This window comes from Mesorhizobium sp. ZC-5, assembly GCF_025753855.1.
Lineage (GTDB): Bacteria > Pseudomonadota > Alphaproteobacteria > Rhizobiales > Rhizobiaceae > Neomesorhizobium.
The window spans coordinates 732,972-756,582 of record NZ_JAOWPT010000002.1 but is presented as its reverse complement, the minus strand read 5'-3'; the positions used below and the strand labels follow the sequence as shown (position 1 = coordinate 756,582).

17 protein-coding genes and 1 pseudogene are annotated in these 23,611 nt (G+C 65.6%); 7 read left to right on the top strand and 11 right to left on the bottom strand.

The features are described from left to right. Nucleotides 1-64: 64 nt before the first annotated feature. Nucleotides 65-6,721, top strand: coding sequence for an autotransporter outer membrane beta-barrel domain-containing protein (locus OHD58_RS06945; RefSeq protein WP_263802351.1), 6,657 nt, complete (start codon nt 65-67; stop codon nt 6,719-6,721). Nucleotides 6,722-6,994: 273 nt separating this feature from the next. Then, nucleotides 6,995-7,921 carry a sensor histidine kinase gene (locus tag OHD58_RS06940; protein ID WP_263802350.1) on the top strand — a complete coding sequence of 309 codons (927 nt, stop codon included), beginning with the start codon at nt 6,995-6,997 and terminating at the stop codon, nt 7,919-7,921. Between the two features lie 97 nt (nt 7,922-8,018). Here the strand turns inward: OHD58_RS06940 and OHD58_RS06935 are convergent, their stop codons facing one another. The 4 genes from OHD58_RS06935 to OHD58_RS06920 form a co-directional block, all read right to left on the bottom strand. Beyond that, complete coding sequence (locus tag OHD58_RS06935) at nt 8,019-10,706, bottom strand: sensor histidine kinase (protein WP_263802349.1); 2,688 nt, start codon at nt 10,704-10,706, stop codon at nt 8,019-8,021. Further along, a complete protein-coding gene (locus OHD58_RS06930; RefSeq protein ID WP_263802348.1) occupies nt 10,706-10,972 on the bottom strand; it encodes a hypothetical protein in 267 nt (88 codons plus the stop codon). The genes OHD58_RS06935 and OHD58_RS06930 overlap by 1 nt, the downstream gene beginning before the upstream one ends. Further along, the gene (locus OHD58_RS06925; protein ID WP_263802346.1) at nt 10,969-11,352 is read right to left on the bottom strand and encodes a response regulator transcription factor; all 384 of its coding nucleotides are present in this window, start codon (nt 11,350-11,352) and stop codon (nt 10,969-10,971) included. Before OHD58_RS06925 ends, OHD58_RS06930 begins: the two co-directional genes overlap by 4 nt. An 82-nt stretch (nt 11,353-11,434) precedes the next feature. Next, entirely contained in the window at nt 11,435-12,916 is a 1,482-nt protein-coding gene (locus OHD58_RS06920; RefSeq protein ID WP_263802345.1) for a helix-turn-helix domain-containing protein, read from the bottom strand. Nucleotides 12,917-13,112: 196 nt separating this feature from the next. Here OHD58_RS06920 and OHD58_RS06915 point away from each other — a divergent pair, with 196 nt between their 5' ends. The 5 genes from OHD58_RS06915 to OHD58_RS06895 all read left to right on the top strand — a co-directional run bounded on the left by OHD58_RS06915 (nt 13,113) and on the right by OHD58_RS06895 (nt 18,238). Beyond that, nucleotides 13,113-14,459, top strand: coding sequence for a substrate-binding protein (locus OHD58_RS06915; protein ID WP_412177170.1), 1,347 nt, complete (start codon nt 13,113-13,115; stop codon nt 14,457-14,459). 80 nt (nt 14,460-14,539) lie between these two features. After that, a complete protein-coding gene (locus OHD58_RS06910) occupies nt 14,540-15,565 on the top strand; it encodes a branched-chain amino acid ABC transporter permease (RefSeq protein WP_263802344.1) in 1,026 nt (341 codons plus the stop codon). 33 nt (nt 15,566-15,598) lie between these two features. Further along, a complete protein-coding gene (locus OHD58_RS06905; protein ID WP_263802734.1) occupies nt 15,599-16,720 on the top strand; it encodes a branched-chain amino acid ABC transporter permease in 1,122 nt (373 codons plus the stop codon). Between the two features lie 4 nt (nt 16,721-16,724). Then, nucleotides 16,725-17,489, top strand: a complete 765-nt coding sequence (locus tag OHD58_RS06900) for an ABC transporter ATP-binding protein (protein ID WP_263802343.1) — start codon at nt 16,725-16,727, stop codon at nt 17,487-17,489. Continuing rightward, nucleotides 17,489-18,238: an ABC transporter ATP-binding protein gene (locus OHD58_RS06895; protein ID WP_263802342.1), complete on the top strand. Its 750-nt coding sequence runs from the start codon at nt 17,489-17,491 to the stop codon at nt 18,236-18,238. The genes OHD58_RS06900 and OHD58_RS06895 overlap by 1 nt, the downstream gene beginning before the upstream one ends. Nucleotides 18,239-18,314: 76 nt before the next feature. Here OHD58_RS06895 and OHD58_RS06890 read toward each other — a convergent pair whose 3' ends face one another. The 7 genes and pseudogenes from OHD58_RS06890 to phnG all read right to left on the bottom strand — a co-directional run bounded on the left by OHD58_RS06890 (nt 18,315) and on the right by phnG (nt 23,602). After that, nucleotides 18,315-18,932, bottom strand: a complete 618-nt coding sequence (locus tag OHD58_RS06890; protein WP_263802341.1) for a DapH/DapD/GlmU-related protein — start codon at nt 18,930-18,932, stop codon at nt 18,315-18,317. Next, entirely contained in the window at nt 18,929-19,636 is a 708-nt protein-coding gene (phnL, locus tag OHD58_RS06885) for a phosphonate C-P lyase system protein PhnL (protein ID WP_263802340.1), read from the bottom strand. Before phnL ends, OHD58_RS06890 begins: the two co-directional genes overlap by 4 nt. Nucleotides 19,637-19,638: 2 nt before the next feature. Beyond that, entirely contained in the window at nt 19,639-20,415 is a 777-nt protein-coding gene (gene phnK / locus OHD58_RS06880) for a phosphonate C-P lyase system protein PhnK (protein ID WP_263802338.1), read from the bottom strand. Nucleotides 20,416-20,540: 125 nt separating this feature from the next. After that, a pseudogene (locus OHD58_RS06875) lies at nt 20,541-21,416 on the bottom strand (alpha-D-ribose 1-methylphosphonate 5-phosphate C-P-lyase PhnJ); the annotation flags it as partial. After that, nucleotides 21,413-22,522 (bottom strand): carbon-phosphorus lyase complex subunit PhnI, encoded by a 1,110-nt coding sequence (locus OHD58_RS06870; protein ID WP_263802337.1) that lies wholly within the window; start codon nt 22,520-22,522, stop codon nt 21,413-21,415. The pseudogene OHD58_RS06875 and the gene OHD58_RS06870, both read right to left, overlap by 4 nt. A gap of 1 nt (nt 22,523) precedes the next feature. Then, on the bottom strand, nt 22,524-23,132 hold the full coding sequence (gene phnH / locus OHD58_RS06865) for a phosphonate C-P lyase system protein PhnH (protein ID WP_412177169.1): 609 nt from the start codon (nt 23,130-23,132) through the stop codon (nt 22,524-22,526). Continuing rightward, the gene (gene phnG, locus OHD58_RS06860) at nt 23,132-23,602 is read right to left on the bottom strand and encodes a phosphonate C-P lyase system protein PhnG (protein WP_263802336.1); all 471 of its coding nucleotides are present in this window, start codon (nt 23,600-23,602) and stop codon (nt 23,132-23,134) included. The genes phnH and phnG overlap by 1 nt, the downstream gene beginning before the upstream one ends. Between the last annotated feature and the right edge of the window lie 9 nt (nt 23,603-23,611).

Below are 23,611 nucleotides of genomic sequence, written 5' to 3'. Positions count from 1 at the left end.
CGGGATGGTGCGCAGCAACGGCGCGGCGGAAACCATCAACCATGTAGACAGCAGAGGTGGGTTGATGACGATCGAATCTATATTGTCGAAGCAAAGCCGTGGCGTCTCTGCGACCGGGGCGCTTTTCGCCCGGCTGCTTCTGTCGTCGACATCTTGCGCCGCACTGCTGGTGGCGACGCCCGCCTTTGCGCAGTCGACGGATTGCAGTGGGCCGTCCTCCTCGCACGACTCCTGTACCATTTCAGCCGGAAATTACTCGTCGAGCGATGCGTATATCGGCGAGGGCGATGATGGTGACGACGATGACAACGGCGAGGACGGGCCGGAGTACACTCTCACCAACTACGGCACGATCATTGTCAACTCGGGGCAATCCTGGGGCCTGGCTATCGGCAGCAATGGCGGTAATGGCTCCGACGACGATCGGACGGATGCTGGTGACGGCGGCTATCTCGGTTTCTATAACTATGGCGATGTGACGGTCGGCGGCTCAAGCAATGGAACCGTCTACGGACTTTATGCCCGCTCGGCAGGCGGCGACGGCGGCGGCGACAGCGAAGACACCGGCGTCGGCGGCTCGGATGGCGGTCGCGGCGGCGATGGCGGCTACATCGACCTCTCCAACCAGGCGACGGTGACGATCAACCGCCCGCTCTCCGACGGCGGCATGGGCATCTATGTGGAAAGCCGCGCCGGCGAAGGCGGCGATCAGGATTCCACGGTCGGCGACCAGCGCGGCGGCAATAGCGGCGACGCCAAGGACATCACGGTCTACAATTCCGGCATTGTCCAACTCGGCACCAGTTCCAGCTATCTGAGTGGGCGCGGCTTCGCCTGGGGTATCGGCGTCGAGGCCCGCGGCAACGAAGGCGGCAAGGACAACGGCCAGGGTGGCACTGGCGGCAATATCTCCATCACCAATGACGGCACCATCGGCGTATATTGGTCCGGCGATGACAGCACCCAAAACGGCGTGCGCGGCATTTATGGTTTTAGCGAGGGCGGCGATGGCCGCCACTCCGACGACAACAGCAATGCCGGCGGCGACGGCCAGGCGGGTTACCAGGTCCAGATCGGATCGTCCGGCAATATCACGGTTCACGCATCGAGCGACGTCCAGGGAGACTCGGGCGGCATCGTCGCTGTCAGCAAGGGCGGCGACGGCGGGGGGGCGCCTGGGAACGACAAAGGCGGTGACGGCGCCAATGCCGGCGACACGACTGGTGGCGATGAAGGCGTCACGCGGGTGGACCTTTACGGCAGCAGCCATATCGACACGCAGGGCGCTAACATCGCCGGCGCCATTGTCCGCAGCAAGGGCGGCGACGGCGGTGATGGCGAAGACGGGTCCCACGACAGTTCGGGTGGTGACGGCGGCAAGGGCGGCGCGGTCGCGGTGACGATGGCGGATCAGGCCGCCGTCAAGACCAGCGGTGCGGCCGGCTATGGCGTGCTCGCCCAGTCGATCGGCGGCGCCGGTGGCGATGGTGGCAACGACACGGCTCTGGTCGGCACCACTGGTGGCGGCGGTTATGGTGGCGACGGAGGGAGCGTGACCTTCTCGTCCGGCAGCGACACCGAGATCACCACGTCCGGCGACACCAGTACGGCGGTCGTTGTCCAGTCGGTTGGCGGCAGCGGTGGTGACGGCGGTGATTTCGTCGCGATCCTCGGCGGCGAGGCCGGCAAGGGCGGGCGCGGCGGCGACGGCAGCGATGTGTCCGCAACCAATGCCGGCTTGCTGCAAACCTTTGGCGATGATTCTCACGGCATCGTCGCGCAGTCGATCGCCGGCGCCGGCGGAACCGGCGACGTGCCGTCCGGCATCCTGCTGGAACTGGGCGGTGACGGCGGCAATGGTGGCAACGCCGGCCGCACGGATGTCCGCAATGCGGGAACCATCCTCACCTGGGGCATGGGCTCCAAGGGCATCGTTGCCCAGTCCATCAGCGGCGGCGGTGGAACTGCGGGAACTCTCGGCGGCGGAAAGATCACCATCGGCGGCTCGGGCGGTGGCGCGGGAACGGCTAACCTGGTGACGGTGGGAAGCACCGGCACCATCCAGACCACGGGAGACGCGGCGACCGGCATCCTTGCCCAGTCGATGGGCGGCGGCGGCGGCACCGCCGCCAACACGCTCGGCATCTGGTCGGTCGGCGGCAGCGGCGGCGACGGCGGCGACGCCGGAGCGGTGACGGTCGGTGCGGCTGGCTACATCGGCACTTCCGGTGCCTGGGCCAACGGCATCACCGCCCAGTCGATCGGCGGCGGCGGTGGCGATGGCGGCTTCGCACTCGACTTCAGCGTCGTCATTCCCAATGTCGGCGTTGGTGGACAGGGCGGCGCGAGCGGCGAGAGCAGCGATGTCGATGTCGGCAATGTCGATCCAGACACAGGCGGCGGACTCGGCGCGCTGGATATCGAGACGTGGGGCGAGCATTCCTACGGAATCCTGGCGCAATCCATCGGCGGCGGCGGCGGCAGCGGCGGCAATGCGGTGGGCGCCGGCGTGTTCGAGTTTGTGTCGTTCCAAATCGGCGGCGAGAGCGGCGATGGCAGCGGCGGGGACGATGTGCGCGTGCGCTTCGACGATCTGTCGATCACCACCCATGCCGAGGATTCCATCGGCATCGCCGCCCAGTCGATCGGCGGCGGCGGCGGTGTCGGCGGCTCGGCCTACGGCGCCGATGCCAATCTCGTGTTCTCCTACGGAGCCGCGATCGGCGGTCTCGGCGGTAAGGGTGGCGATGCGGACACCGTCACCATCGATCTCACGAACAGTTCTGTCTTCACCGGCCAGGCGTCGGATCCGTCGACAGTCTCAGACGCGGTCGGCATTCTGGCGCAGTCGGTTGGCGGTGGCGGTGGCATCGGCGGGCGCGCCATGCAAGCGACGATCGCTCAGGTGATCCCGGTCTACCTGCCGATCGCCGTCGCGGGGGCTGCCGCCGTCGGTGGCACTGGCGGGGACGGCGGCAATGGTGACAATGTCACCGCCGATCTGCGCGGTTCCACGGTGGTCGCGACCAACGGCGACGGCTCGCACGGCATTCTCGCGCAGTCGATCGGCGGCGGCGGCGGTTACGCGAAAAATGCGTGGACGTATGCCATGACGTCTGGTGCCGGCGGCGGCGTTTTTGCGGGCGATGTTTCGGCAGCCGTAGGCGGGTTCGGCGGCGGCGGCGGCGATGGCGCCGAGGTGGCGGTGAACTTGCGCGATGCCGGCCAGATCGTGACCAATGGCGGCGACGCGCATGCCATCATCGCCCAGTCTGTCGGCGGCGGCGGCGGCGCGGCGGGCGTCGCCAAGGCGAAGGCGTCCGGCTCGTTCGGCTTCTCGGCCATCACCGGGAAGGTAGGAATCGGTGGCTTTGGCGGAGATGGCGGCGATGGCGGCGGCGTCAGCGTCGCGACCGACGCCGGAACATTGATCTCGACGAGTGGCCAGCACGCTTATGGCATCATCGCACAATCGATCGGCGGCGGGGGCGGCACTTCGACCGGCGTGACGGTCGGTGCGACCGAGAAAGGTGGCGCCGGCGAAACCTTCACCATCTCCGCATCGGAAACCTTGTCGGTCGGCCTGACGGGTGGTGGCGGCGGCGACGGCGGCAAGACCAGCGTCAGTACCGCCGGTGCGATCGAGACCTTCGGAGCCGGCTCGATCGGCGTGGTCGCGCAATCGGTCGGCGGCGGCGGCGGCATCGGCGGTTCGGTCGTGGGCAACGCCATTGCCGGCAGCAACATCCTCTCGGCGCTCGACGTCATCTGGCAGAATTACGACCTCACCCTCAGCGTCGGCGGAACTGGTGGCGAGGGCGGCAATGGCGGGGAGGTGGAACTGACTCATAGCGGCTCGATCGCCACCGCCGGCCATCGCGCCATTGGCATCCTCGCCCAGTCGGTGGGCGGCGGCGGCGGCCTGGGCGGCACCTCGACGGTGACGGACGCCAAGACCACCGGCGAACTCAACCTGGTGGTGGGCGGCGATGGCGGGTCGGGTGGTACCGGCGGCAACGTGTCGGCGAATTTCGACGGCAACAACGCCGATTCGATCGAAACCGGCGGCCGCCAGGCGCACGGCGTCGTGCTCCAGTCCATCGGCGGTGGCGGAGGCCTCGGCGGCGACGGCTCATCGAGCGCCAGCGGGCGCATCGTCGTCGGCGCCTATGCAGGCGGCGACTCCGGCGACGGCAACAAGGGCGGCGCGGTATCAACCGACGGCTGGCTGAAGGTGACGACCCACGGCGCCGATGCAGTCGGCCTGATCGCCCAGTCGGTCGGCGGCGGCGGCGGCGTCGCCGGCCAGGGCAGCTCCAGTGACGTCGACAACCAGCTCGGCGTTTCGCTGGCGCTCGCGGTCGGCGGCGGCGGCGGAGCCGGCGGCGATGGCGGCGACGTCTCGATCACTTCAGGCTTCGAGGCAGCAACCTATGGCCGGCGCGCGCACGGCATCGTCGCGCAGTCGGTCGGCGGCGGCGGCGGCATCGGCATCGCCGGCGACCGCGGCAACATCCTCTCCTTGTCCCTGGGCGGCAGCGGGAGCGTCTCCGGTGACGGTGGCAATGTGACGGTCGCGCCGGTCGCAGGCTCCTCCATCACCACCGGCGGCGCCGGCGCCTATGGCATTCTCGCCCAGTCGGTGGGCGGCGGCGGCGGTCTCGCCGGCGATGTCAGCGACGGGCCGCTGACCTTCGGCGCCGATCGCGGCGGCGCCGCCTCCGGCAGCGGCGGTACGGTGGCGGTGGCCTTCGACGGCGCCATCCAGGCTACTGGGCAATACGCACACGGCATCTTCGCGCAGTCGGTCGGCGGCGGCGGTGGCCTCGGCGGCGACAGCGGCGGTTCCTTTGCCGGCTCGACCGGGGTCGGCAGCTCGGGCGCGGGCGGTGATGTCAGCGTGACCCAGAGCGGCACGCTGATTGCCGCGGGCGTGGGATCACATGGCATCTTTGCCCAGAGCCAGGGGCCGAGCGGCAACGGAAACGTGCAGGTCGACGTGCATGGCACGGTCGTCGGCGGCAATGACACCGGCACCGGCGTCACCGTGGCCGGTGGACGCGGCAACGTACTCACCGTCGCGTCGGGCGGCCTCGTCAGCGCCGATTCCGGCGTGGCGATCCGCTTTGAAGGCGACCGGTCGTCGGACTATGGCAGCACGCTCGACATCTACAATTACGGCACCATTACCGGCGACATCCTCCTCGACAATGCCGATCACGGCTATGCCGGCACGGTGTACAACAACAGCTACAACACCCTGCAGTCGAACTATATCCAGGCCGACGTCGTCAATTCCGGGCGTATGGTGGTCAGCCGCGATGGCATCGGCGAGACCCAACTGACCGGAAACTTCACCCAATCCGATGCGGGCATCCTCCAGGTGGACGCAGACTTCGCGGCGGGTAAGGCGGATCGTCTGACGATCGAGGGCGACGCCACGCTCGACGGCCAGGTCAAAGTTTCGGCGCTGACCCTGCTGCCGCGCTCGCTCCGTTTCCTGGATGTTGAGGGCAATGTGAGCGGCACCCTGCAGGGCAGCCGGGTCAACATGTTTGACTTCATGGTTTCGCGTGCCAGTGGTAACAGCTATGAGATCTCGGCGAAGGCGGACTTCACCCGCGCCGATCTTGGGTTGGACATGCGGCAATCCGAAGCCGCCAACTATCTCCAAGGCATCTGGGACGCCGGCGGAGGCCTGTTCGGGCCGCTGTTCGCGGCTCTGGCCGACAGTGATCCCGGCTCCTATCGCCAGGGGCTGTCGAGCCTGCGCGCCGACATTGCCAACGCGCCGGCAGCTCAGAACATCGCGCTGACCCAGCAGCGCCTCGATCGTACAATGGGCTGCCCTGCATTCCAGATCGGCGGTGCGTGGACCCAACAGGACGAATGCGCGTGGGCGCAGGTCGGAGGCCAGTATTTGGACCAGGGTTCCATCGGCGGTGCCGGCGGCTACAGCGACACCGTCTACACTTACGCGCTGGGCGGCCAGAAGGAGATCGCGCCCGACTGGTTCCTCGGCGTGGCGGGCTCTTATGAGAGCAGCGATATTTCCGCATCCGAACAGCAGCTCGACATCGACGGCCAGATCTTCTCGGCCGGCCTCAGCCTGCGGCACGATATCGGCAACTGGCAGTTCGGCGCGGCGCTTAATGGCAGCATCGGCAGCTTCGACAGCCGCCGCGGCGTCGGCTTCGGCACTTTGGGAGGCATCTCCAGGGGCAATCAGGACGTCTACGGCTTCGGCGGGCGTTTGCGCGCGGCCTATCTGCAGCCGTTCGACCAATCCTACCTGAAGCCCTATGTGGATCTCGACCTCATCTACACCGATGCCGGCGGCTATGTGGAGAATGGTGCAGAATTGCTTGATCGGCGGATCGCCGGAAGCTCGCAATGGGCGGCGCTGGCCTCGCCAACCCTGGAGCTAGGTACCCGGTTCGACCTCAATGATACCTATACGCTGAACGGCTATGCCCGGGTGGGCCTGACGGTTTCCAGCGTCGATCAATGGTCCAGCGACGCCCGGCTGGCGGCTGCCCCTGCCGGCGCCGCGGGTTTCACCACCATGCTGCCGGTCGACAATTTCTACGGCCGTGTAGGTGCCGGACTGAACCTCGCCTCGTCGTCGAACACGGTAAGCCTGCGCGCCGAATATGAGGCCGCTTTCTCCAGCGACACGACGCGCCAGACGGGATCGCTGCGCCTGTCTATCGGCTTTTGAGCCAGGCAGGTCCGGCGTGGGGGCTGACTGCAACGGGGCAGGATGAGTTGGCCAGTCGGCCCCGATCGCACTCTATGGGATGATAGCGCGCATCCTGGGTGCCGGTGGGTATTCAGCAGTCCAGCGCTCAGGACATACTAAATGCCGCAAGGCCCTCATCCGTCGCTGGTCGCGACATTCTGGCGTGCCAACCTTGCCGGTTGGGGTCTCATCGCCTGTTTCGGAATCTTCGCGCGGCTAGCCTTCTTCGGTGACTGGCGCCAAGCCGTCGTCATGACGGCAATTCTGGATACGTCTGGGTTTCTACTCACCTGCGGCGTCCACCTGGCGGCCCGACACTGGCTCGTCTGGCCCGTATCCGCGGTGAAGGTGGTGCCGTTGACTGTTGTCCTGGCATTCGCCGGCGGCCTGCTGCAACTGGCGGTTTCGCGTACGATATTGGTGCATGTTCTCATCGGGGCGGAAGACCAGCCCACCGTATACTGGTCTCTAATCCCCCTCATCTACTACACCGCGATCTTCCTCGGCTGGTCGTTGGCCTATCTCTGGCTCACCACGGATTACGCGGCGCGCGCCGAACGCGAACGCGGGCGCGAGGCGCAGTCGACCGCGGTACGGGCCGAGCTTCAACAGCTGCGCACACAGCTCGATCCCCACTTCCTGTTCAATGCCCTGACTGCCGTCACCGCCGACATCCATGACAGGCCGGACATCGCGCTCGAGATGACGCACCGGATCGCCGGTTATCTGCGCTATCTTCTCGACCGTCAGGGACCACCGGTTTCCTTGTTAGCCGAGGAGATCGAGGCCGTTTCAGCTTATCTGCGCATCCAGCAACTTCGCTATGATCGCCTTATCGAATTTACCGTCACCATGGATGAGCAGGCCGGACGCTTCCAGGTGCCGCATCTGATCCTCCAGGGATTGGTCGAGAACGCCGTGAAGCATGGGCTCCGACTTTCAACGCCCTCGCGGCTTCGCATCGAGGTGCGGGCGATGCTCGACCGTGACCAGCTCGTGGTGACGGTGGCCAATCAGGGCCAGATGCTCCCCGGCAGCGATCGAAAGGGACTTGGCCTCGCCAACATCCGCCGTCGGCTCCAGCTGCATTTTCCCCAGAGGCACAGCCTGACCGTTGGGCAGGAGGGAGAATTGGTCGTGGCTCGTCTGACCATGCAGGAGCCGATACACTTCGCATGATGCGGCGCACTGCTACGGTGCGGAGATTCCGACGCTGTTGCCCTTCGCCCGCCGGCATATCCTCGGACCCGGCGCGGCCCCGTGCCGCACGCCTTTTTCAAGCACGCAGGATTTGAGCCCGAAGCCGGACAACGAAAGCGGCCCCCGGTTTCGTCGTATCCGCACAGTAGATCTGCCCTCCAAATCGCTCGATGATCTGCCGGCTGATGGCGAGCCCGAGGCCGGCGCCACTCTGGCGCGGTGCCGGGCCGCGCGCGAACTTCACGAAGATGCGCTCGCGTTCGTTGTGCGGAATGCCCGGCCCGTTGTCGGCGACGCGTGCCTCGTAGACGCCCTTACGCAGAGCTGACGACACGATCACCTCGGGCACGGCGTTGGTGTTGTATTTGATGGCGTTCGAGATGAGGTTGATGAAAACCTGCGCGAAGCGGTCGCGGTCGCCGACGATCAGCGCCTTGCGCGCTCGGGCGGGCCGTTTGAGGGCCACGCCGGCCGCGCGTGCCAGCGCCTCGCAGCTTTCGATGGCCTGATCAAGCGCCGTTTCGGGGTCGAAGGACGTCTCTTCCCATGCGGGTTCTCCACCCTCCATCCGGTTGAGGTCGAGAATGCCGTCAAGCAGCCTGGTCAGGCGCAGGCTCTCGTTCTGGATGATGCCGAGGAAGCGCAACTTCTCCGTTTCATGGATATCGCGGTTGTTCAGCAGAATGTCGCTGAAGGAGCGGATGGAAGTCATCGGCGTGCGCACCTCGTGGCTCACCTGGCTCAGGAACTCGTCCTTCTGCGTGTCGACCTCGCGCAAGCGCTGGTTCGCTTGCGCTAGCTCGGCGGCCGTCGCCTCGACTTGCCGCGACTTGCGCTCGAGTTCGGCGGAATAGGCGCGAATCTGTTCCGCCTCGCCGGCCAGCCGCTTCAGTTCCTCGACGCCGATCGTCTCGCTGGTGACGACTTGCGACACCAGCGAACGGGCCGAGGCTGCGCCGATGTTGGCCGCCAGCCGTTGCTCGACCAGGGTGATGAGCTGGTCACTGGCGACGACGGTGCGCTCCGCCCCGCCCCGGTCGAACAGCTGGACCGCCTCGACCGGGCCGAGGATGCGGTCGGCGATCTGGCGCAGTTCCGAGACGCGCGCGGTGCGGCGAATGACGCCCAGTTCCCGCTCGGTCTGGCGCCGGAAGATGTCGATGAACAGCGTCGCCTGGAACCTGGTGAGTGGCGTCGGCTCGCGCAGCAGCGAAACCCCGACCAGAAGCACGACGTTCACCGTCATGCTCCACAACAAGGCATGGACCAGCGGATCGTAGGCGTCGTGCCCGAACAGCGCATAGGGTTTCAGCCATGTCAGACCAAACGGACCGTTCGCGATCACGTCCGCAGACATGAGGAAGGCGCCCTCGAAGCTCGGCAGGAACAGCGTGTAGCCCCAGACGAGGAAACCGGCGGCGAGCCCGGCAAGCGCGCCACGGTGCGTGGCGCGATGCCAGTAGAGCCCGGCGACCAGGCTCGGCAGGGGCTGGATCAGGCCGCAAAAGGAGATCAGGCCGATCGAGGCCAGCGCGTCGGACGTGCGGCTCACCCAGAAGTAGATGAAGCCGAGGAAGATGATGAAGACGATGCTGACGCGCCGGGTGGTCAGGATGAATTTTCGGGCGCTCTGACCGCTGCCTGTCGGCACCAGCGAGAAGCGCATCGCCAGCGGCATGATGATGTGATTGGAGATCATCGTCGACAGCGCGATCGACGATACGATAACCATCGACGTGGCGGACGAAAAGCCGCCGATGAAGGCGAGCAGGCCGATCGTCTCCTGCCCATTGGTCATCGGCAGGGTCAGTACGAAAAGATCGGGATCGGAGCCTGCCGGCAAATAGTTCAGGCCGGCCATCGCGATCGGGATCACGAACAGGTTCATCAGGAGGAGATAAAGCGGAAACAGCCACGAAGCGGTGCGTATCTGTTCATCGCTGGAATTCTCGACGACGGTGACCTGGAACTGCCGAGGCAGGCAGATGGCGGCCGCACCGGCAAGAAAGCACAACGCCACCCAGCGCGCGCCAAAACCCTGGTCCGGATTGATCAGGCTGACAGGTGCGTTGCGGAACATCTCTTCGGGCGTTCCCGAAAGCGCGACGAAGACCCAGATGCCGACGGCCAGGAAAGCGACGAGCTTGACCAGGGCCTCGACGGCGATGGCGGCGATCACGCCGTGGTGGCGCTCGTTGACGTCGATGTTGCGCACACCGAAAATGATCGAGAAAAGACACAGGCCTGCCGCCAGCCAGAATGCGACGGCGAAATCGGGTTCCAGGCGCTGGGAGGCCGCCACGAGGGCGCCGGCCGGATAGGTCGTGACCTGGAAACTCGCGGTGATCGCCTTCAGCTGAAGGGCGATGTAGGGGGTGATGGCGACAAGGGCCAGGATGGTGATCAGCGCGCCGAGCGCGGGGCTCTTTCCGAACCGCGCCGAGATGAAGTCGGCAATCGACGTGGTGTGGTGGATGCGCCCGATCGTGATCAGCTTGCGCAGGAAGAGCCACCAGCCAACGAACACGATGGTAGGCCCGAGATAGATGGTCAGGAACTCGAGCCCGTTCTTGGCGGCCGAACCGACCGAGCCGAAAAAGGTCCACGAGCTGCAGTAGATCGAGATCGACAGCGTGTAGATGAGCGGCGAGGAAAGCCAGCCGCTCGGGTCCCTGCGTGCCCTGCGGTCGCCGGCGAAGGCGACGCCGAACAATATGGCGACATAGGCCAGGCAGACGAGGACGACGAGATTGACGTGCAGCATCAGCGCGCGTCCGCCGGCGGCGGCTCCCCGACATCCGGGGGGCCGTCCGGACTGTCGAGTTCGACGCGGCGCGCCACCAGCCAGGCCGCCAGGACGATGACCGCCCAGGCAGCGAACACGTAGACGACGATGAGCGGCACTCCCGCGATGGTGGCCGGAGTGGCGAACACCAGGATGAAAGGCGGCAGGAGCAGAACGGCTGCCGCTATGGGTAGAATCTTGGCGGCATCATGCGCGGCGCGGGCGTCGGCCGACGGGCGCCTCATCGCGGGACGTTGGCCTGCGCAAGCCGCGAAACCCGCTCGACCACGTCGGCGTTCGAGAAAGGCTTGGTGATGAAGGCGTTGGCGCCGATCGCCTCTGCCGTTCGCCGGTCATTGGCCTGACCCTTGGCGGTCAGAACAATGACCGGCAGGGATGAAAGTGCCTGGTCGGAGCGGATCGCCTTCAGCACGTCGAGCCCGTTCATGCCGGGCAGCATGATGTCGAGCACGAGGACTTCGAAGGCCTGCCGGCGGACGCGGTCGAGCGCCTCGGCGCCGTCGGTCACCGTGTCGACCTCGAAGCCAGCCCGTCTGAGGATGAAACTCAGCGATTCGACGATATTGGGCTCATCCTCGACAATGAGTATGCGCGCCTTGGCCATTTCGATCCGATCCCCCCCTCGGTCTCTGGTCTTTTTCGCAAGCTTATACAACTCGCGCCGCATGACCCATAGGCATTTTGAATTATGCGATCAGCGGCGCTTCCTGCCGGTGTCCGCAGCCGGTGCGCGGGCACAGCCGGCAGATCGTGCCGACAGGGACCGTGGCGGTTGTGCGGTCGATGCCGTCGCCATAGACGACCCGTCCTGCCTCTGCGGCGGCGCAGACGAGCATCACCGACATGAGATGTCGCGGCAACGCGGCGGATGGCGGCCGCTTCTCGACGGCGCGGGCAAAGAACAGGAACTGCTCGCCCGACGGCAATTCGCCAAACCCTCGCGCGGTCACGCCCGGCATCTGGAAGGCGGCATGGATTGCCCATAGCGGGCAGGCGTTGCCGTAGCGCGGCAACGGCAGGCGCGGCAGCGGCAGCCGCTTGGTGACGTAACCCGAGGCATCGGAGCGCATGAACGCGAAGCGCACGCCCTCGGCGCCCGGACGCCTCAGCGTCGCCAGCCGGTGCGCCGCCTGCTCGTAGGACACGCCGAACAGCCGCGACAGCGCGTCGAGATCGTAGCGGTGCCGACCGGCAGCCTCGAGGAACGCCTCGTAAGGCATCAGCACGGCGGCGGCGGCATAGGCGTCGAGCGCGGACGCGGCGAGCGCACGGGATTCCTCGGAGACGAGCGCAGGATGGGTTTCGACAAGTTCTCTCGTCGCTTCCCGGGCGTCGTCGCGCAAGGCCTCGCGCAGCAGGCCGAAGCGCCGCGCCTCGGCGGTCTGGGCAAAAGGCGGTTCAGGCCGATGCCGGCCGCGCGCGCGAAGCAGCCTTTCAGCGGCGGTTTCCGGTGTCTCGCCGGGGAGCCGGGATTCAAGGAAACCTTCCGCCAGTTCTTCAAGAACCGGAAAATAGTTGTCGATGGCGAGGACAAAAGCGTCGACATGCTCGGCCGGTGTGGCCGAGCGTACGCGCATGTGGGCACTGTCGAAGAAGTCGAGCAGCGACGTTGCCGCTGCTGATAGTTTGTGCGCGTCGCCGGCTACGATCGAGAGGAAGCGCCGGCGGTCGACGGGCGCAAGCCCGTTGTCATCTACCAGGATTTCGGCTGCGGCGCGGATCGAGGCGGCGTTGGTCAGCATGCGGTGGACGCTGTCGCCCAGGAATGGGTCGCGGTTCAGTCGGTCGGCGAGCGCGAGCACGGCCTCGCTCTTGTCGAGCCAGGCCCGGTGAAGCCTCAGCACCAGGTCTGCCCATTCCGGATTGCGGCCGACCAGTTCCGCCGCCGAGCCTGGATGTCCCGCCGGGCTGGCGATCTCCGGATCGGCGGCGATCTCGTCGAGGTTGGCGACGACGCGGCGCTCGGCCTCGCCATCGAGTTCGGAACGGTCGACGACCAGGCCAGCGGCGATGCGGTCCACCAGCGCGCCGCCGACCGCTCGTTTGTTGAGCTCGATGAGGTTGAGGTAGGACGGCGAGATTCCGGCACGCCTGGCCAGTTCACCCTGCGTCAGGCCAGACTTGCGGCGCAATGCCCGTATCTTCAGTCCCGCCAAATTCTGGCTCACGCTCGCTCCGCCTCCATGACCAGATGTAAATTACTGACAAAATCCTCCAGTTTCAATGACAAGAATTTACAAAAAATATGTGTTAAACCAATGGCTTATTGCTACAGTGACAAAATGGGTGAACAATAATTCCAGGCGTCAACCGCCTTGATCGCACCAGCCGGGGGCTGGTGCGGCATCCACGGGAGGAATTCACATGAAATTCGAACCAATGAACCGTCGTTTGTTCCTGAAAACCAGTGCAATCGCTGGCGTCGGCCTCGCCGCGCCGATGCATTTCATCCGCAACGCCTATGCCGACGACATGTCCTGCAACGTGCCAACGGGTGACACCGTGACATTCGGCTGGAACGTGCCGTTGACGGGTGCCTATGCGGACGAAGGCAAGGACGAGCTCAAGGCCTTCCAGCTTGCCGTCAAGCACCTCAACGGCGAAGGCGACGGCGGCCTGATCTCGGTGCTCAAGCCGACCGCACTCAAGGGCAACGGCATCCTCGGCAAGAAGGTCGCCTATGTGCACGGCGATTCGCAGACCAAATCGGACGCGGCGCGCGACGGCGCCAAGCGCATGATCGAGCGCGACGGCGCGATCATGATCTCGGGCGGCTCGTCTTCGGGCGTCGCGGTGGCCGTGCAGGGCCTGTGCCAGGAACTCGGCGTCATCTTCATGGCCGGCCTGACCCACTCCAACGACACCACCGGCAAGGACAAGAAGCGCTACGGGTTCCGCCACTTCTTCAACGCCTACCAGTCCGGCGTCGCGCTGGCGCCAGTGATCGGCGAGGCCTACGGCAAGGACCGCCGAGCCTATCACCTCACCGCCGACTACACCTGGGGCTGGACCCAGGAAGAGTCGATCAAGAACGCCACGGAGGCGCTCGGCTGGCAGACAGTCGCGGCCGTCCGCACACCGCTCGGCGCCGCCGACTTCTCGCAATACATCACGCCGGTGCTGAATTCCGGCGCTGACGTGCTCATCTTGAACCACTACGGCAAGGACATGGTCAACTCGCTGACCCAGTCGGTGCAGTTCGGCCTGCGCGATAAGCAGGTCAACGGCAAGAACTTCGAGATCGTCGTTCCGCTGTTCTCCGAACTGATGGCGCAGGGCGCTGGCGATGCCGTGAAGGGCATCTACGGCACCTCGAACTGGGACTGGAAGCTGGAAGACGACGCAACCAAGGCCTTCACCAAGTCGTTCGGCGCGGAATATTCCACGCCGCCGTCGCAGGCCGCGCACACCTGCTACGTCCAGGCGCTGCTCTATGCCGACGCCTGCGAGCGCGCCGGTACGTTCTACGCGCCGGAAGTCATCAAGGCGTTGGAGGGCTTCGAGTTCGACGGCATGGGCAACGGCAAGACGCTCTACCGCGCCGAAGACCACCAGTGCATGAAGTCCTGCCTGGTCGTCCAGGGCAAGGAAGACCCGAAGGACAAGTTCGACCTGATGCAGGTCGTCAAGGTCGTACCGCGCGAGGAAACCACCTACGACGCGGCGATGTTCGGCGGCGAACTCGGGCCTTCGGATCCGAAGCAGTGCTGATCTGATGGCCTGTTTGGCCGGCCGCCCTCCTCGGCGGCCGGTCCTTTCATTCTGAGATCAGGAAAATTCCGCAGGCGAAAATGGACGCGATTCTGCTGCAAATATTGAACGGCCTCGACAAGGGTGGCGCCTATGCGCTGATCGCGCTCGGGCTGACGCTCGTCTTCGGCACGCTCGGCGTGGTGAATTTCGCGCATGGCGCACTGTTCATGCTGGGTGCCTTCTGCGCCGTCACCTTCAACAAGCTGCTCAACCTCGAGAGCGTCGTCGTCGACCCGGAGAAGACGACCGCCTGGGGCAGCCCGCTCGAGACCCGTACGCCCTATGTCGAGGCCTGGCTCGGCGACTTCGGCGTCTTCCTCAACGATTATTCGGTTCCAGCGTCGATCATGCTCGCCATTCCGGTGATGCTTCTCCTCGGCATCGCCATGGAACGCGGGCTGATCCGCCACTTCTACAAGCGCCCGCACGCCGACCAGATCCTGGTGACGTTCGGACTGGCGATCGTCATCCAGGAGATCATCAAGCACTTCTTCGGCGCCAATCCGATCCCGCAGCCGGCGCCCGACGCCTTCGCCGGCACGGTCTATGTCGGCCAGATCCTCGGCATGGGCCAGACGCTCGCCTATCCCTGGTGGCGCATCGTCTATCTGCTGTTCTCGCTTGGCGTGATCGGCGCGGTGTTCGCCTTCCTGCAATTCACCACCTACGGCATGGTCGTGCGCGCCGGCATGCATGATCGCCAGACGGTCGGCTTTCTCGGCATCGACATCGAGCGTCGCTTCACGGTGGTGTTCGGGCTGGCGGCGGTGGTCGCCGGCGTCGCCGGCGTGATGTACACGCCGATCCTGCCGCCCGACTACCACATGGGCATGGAGTTCCTGGTGCTGTCCTTCGTCGTGGTTGTCGTCGGCGGCATGGGCTCGCTCGGCGGCGCGGTGGCGGCGGGCTTCCTGCTCGGCATATTGCAGTCGTTCGCCTCGATGAACGAGATCAAGTCGCTGGTGCCGGGCATCGACCACGTCATCATCTACCTCGTCGCGGTGGTGATCCTGCTGACGCTGCCGCGCGGACTGCTCGGCCGCAAGGGCGTGATGGAGGACTGACCGGTGTTCAACAATCCCGCCCGCAACGACTGGATGCTCCTGGCCGGGTTCTCGGCCGTCATCCTCTGCCTGCCGATCCTGCTCGAGCCGATCGGCGCGGCCTATCCGGCGCTGATGCAGAAGTTCTGCATCTTCGGCATCTTCGCCATCGGCTTCAACATCCTGTTCGGTCTGACAGGCTATCTGTCGTTCGGCCACGCCGCCTTCCTCGGCGTCGGCTCCTACGCCGCGGTCTGGTCGTTCAAGCTGTTCACCATGAACGCCATTCCGGCGATCGTCATGGCGGTGTTCTTCGCCGCCGCCTTCGCGGTCGTCGTCGGCTATGTCTGCCTCAGGCGCTCGGGCATCTATTTCTCGATCCTGACCCTCGCCTTCGCCCAGATGTGCTACAATCTCGCCTATTCGGTACTGACGCCGCTGACCAATGGCGAGACCGGCCTGCAACTCACACTCAACGACCCTCGCGTCGTCGACGGACTGTTTTTCGAGCCGTCCGCCGGTCTGCCCCGCGTCGATCTGTTCGGCCTCCCCATCAGCGGCGGCGGCTATGCCGGCTTCTATCTCTGCGCAATAACGCTGATCGTCTGCTTCTACATCGCCATGCGCATCTTCCGCTCGCCCTTCGGCATGATGCTGCGGGCGATCAAGTCGAACCAGAACCGGATGCGCTATACCGGCTTCAACACGCGACCCTACCTGCTTGCAGCCTTCGTCATTTCCGGAATGTATGCGGGCCTGGCAGGCGGCCTGATGGCGGCAACCGACCCGCTGGTCGGCGCCGAGCGGATGCAGTGGACGGCCTCGGGCGAGGTCGTGTTGATGACCATCCTCGGCGGCGTCGGCACGCTGGTCGGGCCGGTGCTCGGGGCTGCGGTGATCAAATATTTCGAGAACATCTTCTCGTCCTTCGACGATCACGCGCTGCACGGCGTCCTGGGCTTCCTGCCGAATTCGATCGAGAACCCCATCGTATCCTTCCTGTCACTCTTCGTCGGCGACGGCTGGAACCTGACGCTCGGCGTCGTCTTCATGCTGATCGTCATTTTCCTGCCAGGCGGCATCATGGAAGGCCTGCGCCGCATCTGGAACCTGTTTAACCGCCGGCCCGGCAATCGCGACGCGATGCCGGTCGCGCAAACCCAACCGGCGGAGTAGAGCCATGCCGACACGCAACGTCGTCCTCCACGTTGCCGACGTGCACAAGAGCTTCGGCGGGCTGCACGCGCTCTCCGACGTCGACCTGCAGGTCGAGGAAGGCACCATCCACGCCATCATCGGTCCGAATGGCGCCGGCAAGTCGACGCTCCTGAATGTCTGCATCGGGCGGCTGGCGCCGGACACCGGCGCGGTGGTCTTCGACGGCCAGGTCATCACCGGCAAGCAGCCGCACGAGATCAACCAGATGGGCGTCGTCCGCGTCTTCCAGACGCCGGAGATATTTCCCGACCTGACGCTGTTGCAGAACGTCATGGTGCCGGCCTTCGCCAAGCGCGACGGGGCATTCCGGCTGAACGCCATGCAGTCGGTCGAGAAGCGCACCGACATCCGCGACATGGCGCTGCACTGGCTCGAGGATGTCGGCCTCGCCGGCCAGAAGGACGCCATCGCCGCCAGCCTGTCGCGCGGCGACAAGCGGCGGCTGGAGCTGGCCATGGGTCTGGTGCAGAACCCGCGCCTGCTGTTGCTCGACGAGCCGACAGCCGGCATGTCGCGCCACGACACCAATTCGACCATCGACCTCCTGAAGAAATTCAAGGGACGCGGCATGACCAAGGTCATCATCGAGCACGATATGCATGTGGTGTTCTCGCTCGCCGACCGCATCACCGTGCTTGCACAAGGCCGCATCATTGCCGATGGTCCTCCCGACGAGGTGAGGGGCAATCCGAAGGTGCAGGAAGCCTATCTGGGGGGAGCGCATTGATGAACGCGATGGCCATGCCCGACGTGAAGGCCGCGGAGGCGGCTCCGGCCTATTTCAGCGTGCGCGACATCCATGCCTTCTACGGCGAGAGCTACATAGTTCAGGGCGTCTCTTTCGACGTCGCCGAGGGTGACGTCGTTGCGCTGCTGGGCCGCAACGGCGCCGGCAAGACCTCGACGCTGCGCACGCTGGCGCGCGCGCTCGATCCCGAACTGAAGCGCGGCGAAATCTGGCTCAATGGCGAGCCGATCCACAAGCTCAAGGATTTCCAGGCGGCGCAGAAAGGCATCCAGCTCGTGCAGGAGGACCGCCGCATCATACCCGGGCTGACGGTCGAGGAAAACCTCCAGCTGGCGCGGATCGCCGAGCCGAAGGGCTGGGGCCTGGAGCAGATCTATGCGCATTTCCCCAGGCTTGCCGAACGACGCAAGCAGGAAGGCGTGACGCTGTCAGGGGGCGAGCAGCAGATGCTTGCGGTGGCGCGTGCTCTGGCGCGCGACATCAAGCTTCTGCTGCTCGACGAACCCTATGAGGGACTGGCGCCGGTGATCGTGCAGGAAATCGAGCGCATCGTGCGCGAGATCAAACAACTCGGCATCACGACGATCATCGTCGAGCAGAACGCGGTGGCGGCACTGCAACTGGCGAACCGCGCGCTGATCCTCGACATGGGTCATATCGTCTTCGACGGGCCTGCTAGCGCCGTCCTGGAGGACGTCGAACTGCGAAATCAATATCTGGCCATCTGACTGGCTCGTTCTGGAGACGGAGTCAGCTGCCAAGCGCTGCCTGCTCGCCTTGCTCGGCGGCCTTTTGCATTCACGTTCAGCCGCCGTGCTTTTCCAGGAACGCTTCCGCCTCGAGAGCACGGAAGTCTTCAAGCGCGGCGCGCAGCCTGGCGTGGTCCCAGTCCCACCAGGCCAATGCCTGGTAACGCTCCGCCGTGCGGCGGTCGAAGCGCTCGCGGATCGGTTTTGCCGGCACGCCGCCGACGATCGTGTAGGGCGCCACATCCTTCGACACCACCGCTCCCGCTCCGACCGCCGCGCCATCGCCGACGGTGACGCCGGGCAGGATCGTGGAGCCGTGGCCGAGCCAGGTATCGTGGCCGATGGTCACCTTGTTGCCGCGACGCCACTCGAAGAACTCGGTCTCGTGCTCGGCGTCGTCCCAGTAGTCCGACGCGCGATAGGTGAAATGGTGCAGCGTCGGCCGCCAGGTCGGGTGGTTGGTGGCGTTGATGCGGACGCTTGCCGCGATATTGGCGAACTTGCCGATGTCGACGCACCAGACGCCGCAATCCTGCATCATGTAGGAATAGTCGCCGAGCACCGTCTCGTGCACGCGGCAGCGGTCGGCGATCTCGGTATAACGGCCGAGCGTCGATCCGCTCACTTCGGCGGTCGAGTGGATAAATGGCTGTTCCGAAAGTTGCCGGCTCATGCGGCGAGCTTTCCGGCGGCGAATTCGGTGACGTCGATGATGCGGTCGGCGACCGCTTCGCGCACGTCGGCATCGTGGAAGATGCCGAGCAGCGCGACGCCCGCCTGTTTTTTCTCGGCGATCAGGCCGATCACCACCTCGCGGTTCTTGGCGTCGAGCGAGGCAGTCGGCTCATCGAGCAGCAGGACCGGGTGCTCGGTGATGAAGCCGCGCGCGATGTTGACGCGCTGCTGCTCGCCACCGGAGAAGGTCGCCGGCGGCAGCGACCAGAGCTTTTCAGGCAGATTGAGCCGGCTCAGCAATTCTCCGGCGCGGTCGCGTGCGGAATTGCGCGCCTCGCCCCGCGCCACCAGCGGTTCGGCGACGACATCGAGCGCGGACACTCGCGGCACGGTACGCAGGAACTGGCTGACATAGCCGATGGTGTCGCGGCGGATCTGCAGCACCGTGCGCGGACTGGCGCTGGCGAGGTCGATGAGCTGTTCGCCATGCTCGACGATGATCTGGCCTTGGTCGACGGCATAATTGCCGTAGACCATCTTCAGGATCGAGCTCTTGCCGGCACCCGACGGTCCGCCGAGCACCGCGCATTCGCCAGCCTTGACCGAGAATGACACGCCGGCGACCACCGGCAGCCGGATGCCGTCGCGCAGATGCATGGTGAAGCTTTTCTCGACTTCCGAGACGACAAGGGGGGTGGGCATCATCACACCTGCAAGATCGAAGAAACGAGAAGCTGCGTGTACGGCGCGCGCGGATCGTCGAGCACGCGGTCGGTAAGGCCGGTCTCGACGACGCGGCCGTCCTTCATCACCATCATCCGCTGCGACAGCAACCGCGCCACGGCGAGGTCGTGGGTGACGACGATCGCGGCTAGGCCGAGGTCGGTGACCAGCCCGCGCAGCAGGTCGAGCAGGCGCGCCTGCACCGAAACGTCGAGGCCGCCGGTCGGCTCGTCCATGAAGACGAGGCGCGGACTGGTAACCAGGTTGCGGGCGATCTGCAGGCGCTGGCGCATGCCGCCGGAAAAGGCGCGCGGCTCATCATCGATCCGGTCCTCGTCGATCTCGACGCGGCCGAGCCAATCGACAGCCGAGGCGCGGATGTTGCCGTAGTGACGGTCGCCGATGGCCATCAGCCGCTCGCCGACATTGGCGCCGGCCGACACCGTCATGCGCAGGCCGTCGGCAGGGTTCTGGTGGACGAAACCCCAGTCGGTGCGCATCAGGAAGCGGCGCTCGGCCTCGCTCATGCGGTAGAGGTCGCGCCAGGTTTCGTCGCGCATGCGATACGAAGCGGTGCCGGAGGTCGGCAAAAGCCGCGTCGACAGGCAGTTGAGCAGCGTCGTCTTGCCGGAGCCGGATTCGCCCACCACCGCCAGCACTTCGCCCGGCCACAGATCGAACGAGATCTCCTCGCAGCCGACGCGGGAGCCGTAGAATTTCGACAGCGAGGAGACGCGGAGGAGAGGTTCGTCGCTCATCATTTTCCCTCGCTGCCAGAATTCCCCTCCTCCTTGAGGGGAGGGGTTAGGGGTGGGGGTGAATCGGAGGGCGGGTTACCCCCACCCGCGCCTTCGGCGCGACCTCCCCTCAAGGGGGAGGTGGGCGCTTCCGCCGCCAGATACCCAACATGCCCATCTTCCCGCCGTTTCTCGCAATGGTCGGTGTCGGAGCAGACGAACATGTGGCCGCCATGGTCGTCGAGGATGACCTCGTCGAGATAGACCTGCTCGGCGCCGCAGAGCGCGCAGGGCTGGTCGAAGGTCTGCACCTCGAAGGGATGATCCTCGAAATCGAGGCTGACCACCTCGGTGAACGGCGGCACCGCGTAGATGCGCTTTTCGCGGCCGGCCCCGAACAATTGCAAGGCCGGCGACATATGCATCTTCGGATTGTCGAATTTCGGCGTCGGCGACGGGTCCATCACGTAGCGCCCCTCGACCTTCACCGGATAGGCATAGGTGGTGGCGATGCGGCCGTGCCTGGCAATGTCCTCGTAGAGCTTCACATGCATCAGGCCGTATTCCTCCAGCGCATGCATCTTGCGCGTTTCGGTCTCGCGCGGCTCGAGGAAGCGCAGCGGCTCGGGGATCGGCACCTGGTAAACCAGCGTCTGGCCCTCGGTCAGCGGATGCTCCGGAATGCGGTGGCGGGTCTGGATGATCGTTGCCTTGGCGGTCTCGGTCGTCACCGCGACATCGGCGACCTTTTTGAAGAAGGCTCGGATGGAGACGGCGTTGGTGGTGTCGTCGGCGCCCTGGTCGATGACCTTCAGCACGTCGTTCGGGCCGATGATCGATGCGGTGACCTGCACGCCGCCCGTCCCCCAGCCATAGGGCATCGGCATTTCGCGGCTCGCAAACGGCACCTGGTAGCCGGGTATGGCGATGCCCTTCAGGATCGCCCGGCGGATCATGCGCTTGGTCTGCTCGTCGAGATAGGCGAAGTTGTAGGTGGCGATGTCTTTTGCCTGGATGTTCATTCCGCAGCCTCCCGCGTTTCCGCCGCGCCGGCATTCTCCCGCGCGTCGTGCTCGGCGCGCATGCGGCGCACCAGGTCCAATTCGGCCTGGAAGTCGACGTAATGCGGCAGCTTCAGGTGCTCGACGAAACCGGTCGCCTGGACGTTGTCGGCGTGCGAGATGACGAACTCCTCGTCCTGCGCGGCGGCGGTGATGTCCCCACCCATTTCACGGGTGCGCAGCGCCCGGTCGCACAGCGACATCGCCATCGCCTTGCGCTCCGACTGGCCGAACACCAGCCCGTAGCCGCGGGTGAATTGCGGCGGCACCTTGGCCGAGCCCTTGAACTGGTTGACCATCTGGCATTCGGTGACGCGGATGCGGCCGAGCGGCACCGCGAATGGCAGCTCCGGCACGTCGAGTTCCAGCTCGACCTCGCCGATCCTGACCTCACCGACGAAAGGGTGGCTGCGGCCGTAGCCGCGCTGGGTCGAATAGCCGAGCGCCAGCAGGAACCCCTCGTCGCCGCGCGACAGCGCCTGCAGGCGGATGTCGCGCGCAAGCGGAAACTCCAGCGGCTCGCGGGTTATGTCGCCGGTGACGTGATCGTCCGGCAGTTCGCCATCGGCCTCGATCAGCCCTTCATGGGCGAGAATTTCGGAGACGCGCGCCATACGTTCGGATGGCGCTTCCCGCTGCGCCGGTTCGTCGGCGTCACCGCCGTTCGCGAGTTCCGGGTCGAGCAGGCGGTGCGTGTAGTCGAAGGTTGGCCCAAGCAGTTGCCCGCCGGGCAGGTCCTTGTAGGTGGCCGAAACGCGGCGCTCGACCTGCATTGCGGCGGTATCGATCGGTTTGGTGTAGCCGAAACGCGGCAGCGTGGTGCGATAGGCACGGACCAGGAAGATCGCTTCGATGAGGTCGCCGCGTGACTGCACGATGGCCAATGCCGCCAGTTCCCTGTCGTAGAGCGAGCCTTCCGCCATGACGCGGTCGACGCCGAGCGCCAGTTGCTCGACGATCTGGTCGATGCGCAAGGCCGGCACGCTGCGGTCGCCACGGCGTCGGTCGGCAAGCAGCCGGTGGGCATTTTCGATGGCGGCTTCGCCGCCTTTGACGGCCACATACATGTCAGGCCTCCATGGTCTTGATGCGGGTGGTGCGCGGCAGGCAGGCGATGCCTTCGGGCGCCGCCAGGATGACGTCGACGCCGCGCGGAAAACGGCCGCGATTCTGCTTCCACTGCTCGACGAAATGACGCGGCAGCGGCGTCGGCGCCGCCATCGCCATCTTCTCGATACCGGGACCTTCGAGCAAAAGGTCGGAACCGGAAACCAGGCTGTCGAGCTGCAGTATCAAGGTCGTGGAGCGGTCCGGATATTCCTGCGTGCCCTGTGCAAAATTTTCGAGCGCGATGAGTTCCGCCGGTTTCGAGACGAGGGCAAAATGTGCGTCGGCTGGTGTACCGGCCCACGGCGAACCGGTGTGGAAGCCAAGCCAGGATTTCGCCGCCGGCGAGGCCTGCAACGCGGGATCGAGCCACAGCGGCGTGTCATGATCGCACAGCGTCAGGGCGACGGCGCCGGCCACCGGCGAAAGCGGCGCCGGCGGGCGGGCGAGGCCGTCGATGGGTTGGATCGTACCGGGTCGCGCCATCGCATCCATGATGGCGCGGAACACAGACTGCGCGTCGAACACCGGATTGGCGAAACTGCCGTCGATCGTTTCTGCCTCAACCATCAGTCCTCTCCGCGTACCAGGGTGAAGAAATCGACCCTGGTGGCCGCCGTCTCGGCGCGCTTCCTGGCGTCGGCTTCGCGTTGCGCAACCCGCAGCGGCTCGATGATCTTTTCTTCGATCTCGCTGCGGCGGACGGGATCCTGCCAGAGCGCGTCGGCGATCGCCGAAAGCCGCGCCTTTTCGCGGTCGCGTCCGAGCGCATAGGAATGACCGACTTCGCCGGTTGTGAGCCGGACAGTGGCGCGCGTCACCGTCGCTTCGCCGAAGTTGAATGGGGCGCCGCCCCCGCCGATGCGGCCGCGCACAGTCACCAGGCCCGTCTCTGGCCCGCGCAACAACTGTGCATCGCCCGGCAGACCCGCTTCGTCGCAAAGCCGCTTCAGTGCGTCAGCCGGTGCCGCCGCCAGCGCAGCCATGGCCGATCTGCGTGCCGCTTCAACGTCCTTTTCCTGTCGTCGATCCATTTTCATCGGGGCACC

Excerpts from the sequence above, each read along its gene's own strand:
- OHD58_RS06910 (WP_263802344.1), top strand. The coding sequence starts at position 14,540 with ATGGACGCGATTCTGCTGCAAATATTGAACGGCCTCGACAAGGGTGGC.
- phnG (WP_263802336.1), bottom strand. The coding sequence starts at position 23,602 with ATGAAAATGGATCGACGACAGGAAAAGGACGTTGAAGCGGCACGCAGA.
- OHD58_RS06925 (WP_263802346.1), bottom strand. The coding sequence starts at position 11,352 with ATGGCCAAGGCGCGCATACTCATTGTCGAGGATGAGCCCAATATCGTC.
- OHD58_RS06890 (WP_263802341.1), bottom strand. The coding sequence starts at position 18,932 with ATGAGCCGGCAACTTTCGGAACAGCCATTTATCCACTCGACCGCCGAA.
- OHD58_RS06915 (WP_412177170.1), top strand. The coding sequence starts at position 13,113 with ATGAAATTCGAACCAATGAACCGTCGTTTGTTCCTGAAAACCAGTGCA.
- phnK (WP_263802338.1), bottom strand. The coding sequence starts at position 20,415 with ATGAGCGACGAACCTCTCCTCCGCGTCTCCTCGCTGTCGAAATTCTAC.
- OHD58_RS06870 (WP_263802337.1), bottom strand. The coding sequence starts at position 22,522 with ATGTATGTGGCCGTCAAAGGCGGCGAAGCCGCCATCGAAAATGCCCAC.
- OHD58_RS06905 (WP_263802734.1), top strand. The coding sequence starts at position 15,599 with ATGCTCCTGGCCGGGTTCTCGGCCGTCATCCTCTGCCTGCCGATCCTG.
- OHD58_RS06900 (WP_263802343.1), top strand. The coding sequence starts at position 16,725 with ATGCCGACACGCAACGTCGTCCTCCACGTTGCCGACGTGCACAAGAGC.
- phnL (WP_263802340.1), bottom strand. The coding sequence starts at position 19,636 with ATGCCCACCCCCCTTGTCGTCTCGGAAGTCGAGAAAAGCTTCACCATG.
- phnH (WP_412177169.1), bottom strand. The coding sequence starts at position 23,132 with ATGGTTGAGGCAGAAACGATCGACGGCAGTTTCGCCAATCCGGTGTTC.
- OHD58_RS06935 (WP_263802349.1), bottom strand. The coding sequence starts at position 10,706 with ATGCTGCACGTCAATCTCGTCGTCCTCGTCTGCCTGGCCTATGTCGCC.
- OHD58_RS06945 (WP_263802351.1), top strand. The coding sequence starts at position 65 with ATGACGATCGAATCTATATTGTCGAAGCAAAGCCGTGGCGTCTCTGCG.
- OHD58_RS06930 (WP_263802348.1), bottom strand. The coding sequence starts at position 10,972 with ATGAGGCGCCCGTCGGCCGACGCCCGCGCCGCGCATGATGCCGCCAAG.
- OHD58_RS06895 (WP_263802342.1), top strand. The coding sequence starts at position 17,489 with ATGAACGCGATGGCCATGCCCGACGTGAAGGCCGCGGAGGCGGCTCCG.
- OHD58_RS06940 (WP_263802350.1), top strand. The coding sequence starts at position 6,995 with ATGACGGCAATTCTGGATACGTCTGGGTTTCTACTCACCTGCGGCGTC.